This window comes from Micromonospora sp. (assembly GCF_048594385.1).
Classification (GTDB): Bacteria; Actinomycetota; Actinomycetes; order Mycobacteriales; family Micromonosporaceae; genus Micromonospora; species Micromonospora wenchangensis.
In genome coordinates, this window is sequence record NZ_JBMDWU010000231.1 from 1 (window position 1) to 2,218 (window position 2,218).

The following is a 2,218-nucleotide window of genomic DNA, read 5'->3' on the forward strand; positions in this document are numbered from 1 at the left end:
CGGTCCGGTCCGCACCGCACCGCGCCCGGTGGACGCCGACCGGCCGGTCGACCGGGACCGCACGCCCGTCGCGCCGCCCCCGCCCGTCGACGCCCGCCCCGTCGACCGGGACCGGGTGGACACCGACGGGGCCGACCCGCAGCCGCCGGTGGTGGCCGGGCCGAAGCCGAGGACCAGCCTGCTCGCCACCCTCGGTCTGATCGTCTCGGTGGTGGGCGCGGCGTTCGTACTCACCGGCACCCTGGCCGGATACGGCATCGCCCTCGGCGCGCTCGGCGCGGTCTGCTCGGTGCTGGGCCTGATCGCGACCCGCCGTCGGCACGTGGCCGGCACCACGGACGCGCTGGTCGGCATCCTGGTCGGCCTGACCGCGGTGGTGCTGGGCGTGCTCGCCTTCACCGGCCAGTTCGACTGGCCGACCACCGACGGCGACTGGGTGGCCCGGTTCCGGGAGTGGCTTGACTCACAGTTTGTGGACCGGTTCTGAGGGCACATTTGATCTCGCCGGCGGTTCGCCGGCGACGTTGGACCAGCCGGCTCGCCGGCACCGCCCGACCAGTCTGGTGGTTCACCAGCCGGGCACCCACTCGTTCGGGGGCAGCGGTTCGCCGCCACCGATGCGCACAGGGGCCGTCACTCCCGCCGGGGTGGCGGCCCCTTCGCGGTTCGCCCTCACGCAACGGATCGCCGTCACGTTCGGGTCACACGCAACGAACCACCGCCGGACGCACGGTTCGGCGGTGGTTGTCGTACGGCCGGGCCGCATACCGTTGAGCCACGGCGCCAGCCCGTGGGCCACGGAGGCCGGGCGCGCCCGACCCCGGGAGCAGGACAATGACGATGGACGCCACCAGCCAGCGCTTCCTGATGTGCCGGCCGACGTACTTCGCCGTCGACTACGCCATCAACCCGTGGATGGATCCGACCGCGCCGGTCGACGCCGCGCTGGCGGTCCGGCAGTGGGAGCAGCTCCGCCGCACCTACCTCGACCTCGGCCACACCGTCGAGCTGATCGACCCGGTCCCCGGCCTGCCGGACATGGTCTTCGCCGCCAACGGTGGCACGGTCATCGGCGACCGGGCGATGGCCGTGCAGTTCCGCGACCCGCAGCGCGCCGACGAGGCCCCCGCCTACCGGGCCTGGTTCGAGGCCGCCGGCTTCGAGGTGTACGACCCGAAGCACGTCAACGAGGGCGAGGGGGACGTGCTGCTGGTCGGCGACCACCTGCTCGCCGGCACCGGGTTCCGCACCGCGCACCCCTCGCACGCCCAGTTGCAGGAGGTCTTCGGCTACCCCGTGGTCACCCTGCAACTGGTCGACCCGCGCTTCTACCACCTGGACACCGCGCTGACCGTGCTCGACGAGCGGACCGTGGCGTACCTGCCGGAGGCGTTCTCCCCCGGCAGCCGGGCGGTGCTGCGCCGGCTCTTCCCGGACGCCGTCCACGCCACCATGGCCGACGCGGAGGTGCTGGGCCTCAACGCGGTCGGCGACGGCCGGCACGTGGTGCTGCCCGCGCAGGCCACCGGGCTGGCCGCGCAGCTGCGCGACCGGGGCTACCAGACCATCGGTGTCGACCTATCCGAGCTGCGCAAGGCCGGCGGCGGACCGAAGTGCTGCACGTTGCGACTCCGTCAGGGAAAGGCGAGCCAGTGATCGAGGACATGCTGCGGACCCCGTCCGCCGTCCGGGACGCGGAACGGTACACCGCGCACAACTACCACCCGCTGCCGGTGGTGATCTCCTCCGCCGAGGGCGCCTGGCTCACCGACGTGGACGGTCGGCGCTACCTGGACTGCCTGGCCGGCTACTCGGCGTTGAACTTCGGCCACCGGCACCCGGCCCTGATCCAGGCCGCCCACGAACAGCTCGACCGGCTCACCCTGACCAGCCGGGCGTTCATCCACGACCAGTTCGCCGACTTCTGCCAGGAGTTGGCCGCGCTCTGCGGCAAGGACCTGGTGCTGCCGATGAACACCGGCGCGGAGGCGGTCGAGACCGGCATCAAGGTGGCCCGCAAGTGGGGCTACCAGGTCAAGAGGGTCGCCCCGGGGCAGGCGAACATCATCGTCGCCGACGGCAACTTCCACGGCCGGACGACCACCATCGTCAGCTTCTCCACCGACGAGGACGCGCGGGCCGACTTCGGGCCGTACACGCCGGGGTTCGTCGTGGTGCCGTTCGGCGATCTGTCCGCGGTCCGGGACGCGATCACGCC

Annotated in this window: 2 protein-coding genes and 1 pseudogene; all 3 read left to right on the forward strand. The window is 72.7% G+C overall.

The window, feature by feature from the left end:
- A pseudogene (locus tag ACOJTC_RS12060) lies at positions 1-487 on the forward strand (thrombospondin); the annotation flags it as partial.
- A 353-nt stretch (positions 488-840) separates the two neighbouring features.
- A complete protein-coding gene (gene ddaH, locus ACOJTC_RS12065; protein ID WP_420116913.1) occupies positions 841-1,656 on the forward strand; it encodes a dimethylargininase in 816 nt (271 codons plus the stop codon).
- A partial coding sequence (locus ACOJTC_RS12070) for an aminotransferase class III-fold pyridoxal phosphate-dependent enzyme (RefSeq protein ID WP_420116912.1) occupies positions 1,653-2,218 on the forward strand: 566 nt, incomplete at its 3' end. The genes ddaH and ACOJTC_RS12070, both read left to right, overlap by 4 nt.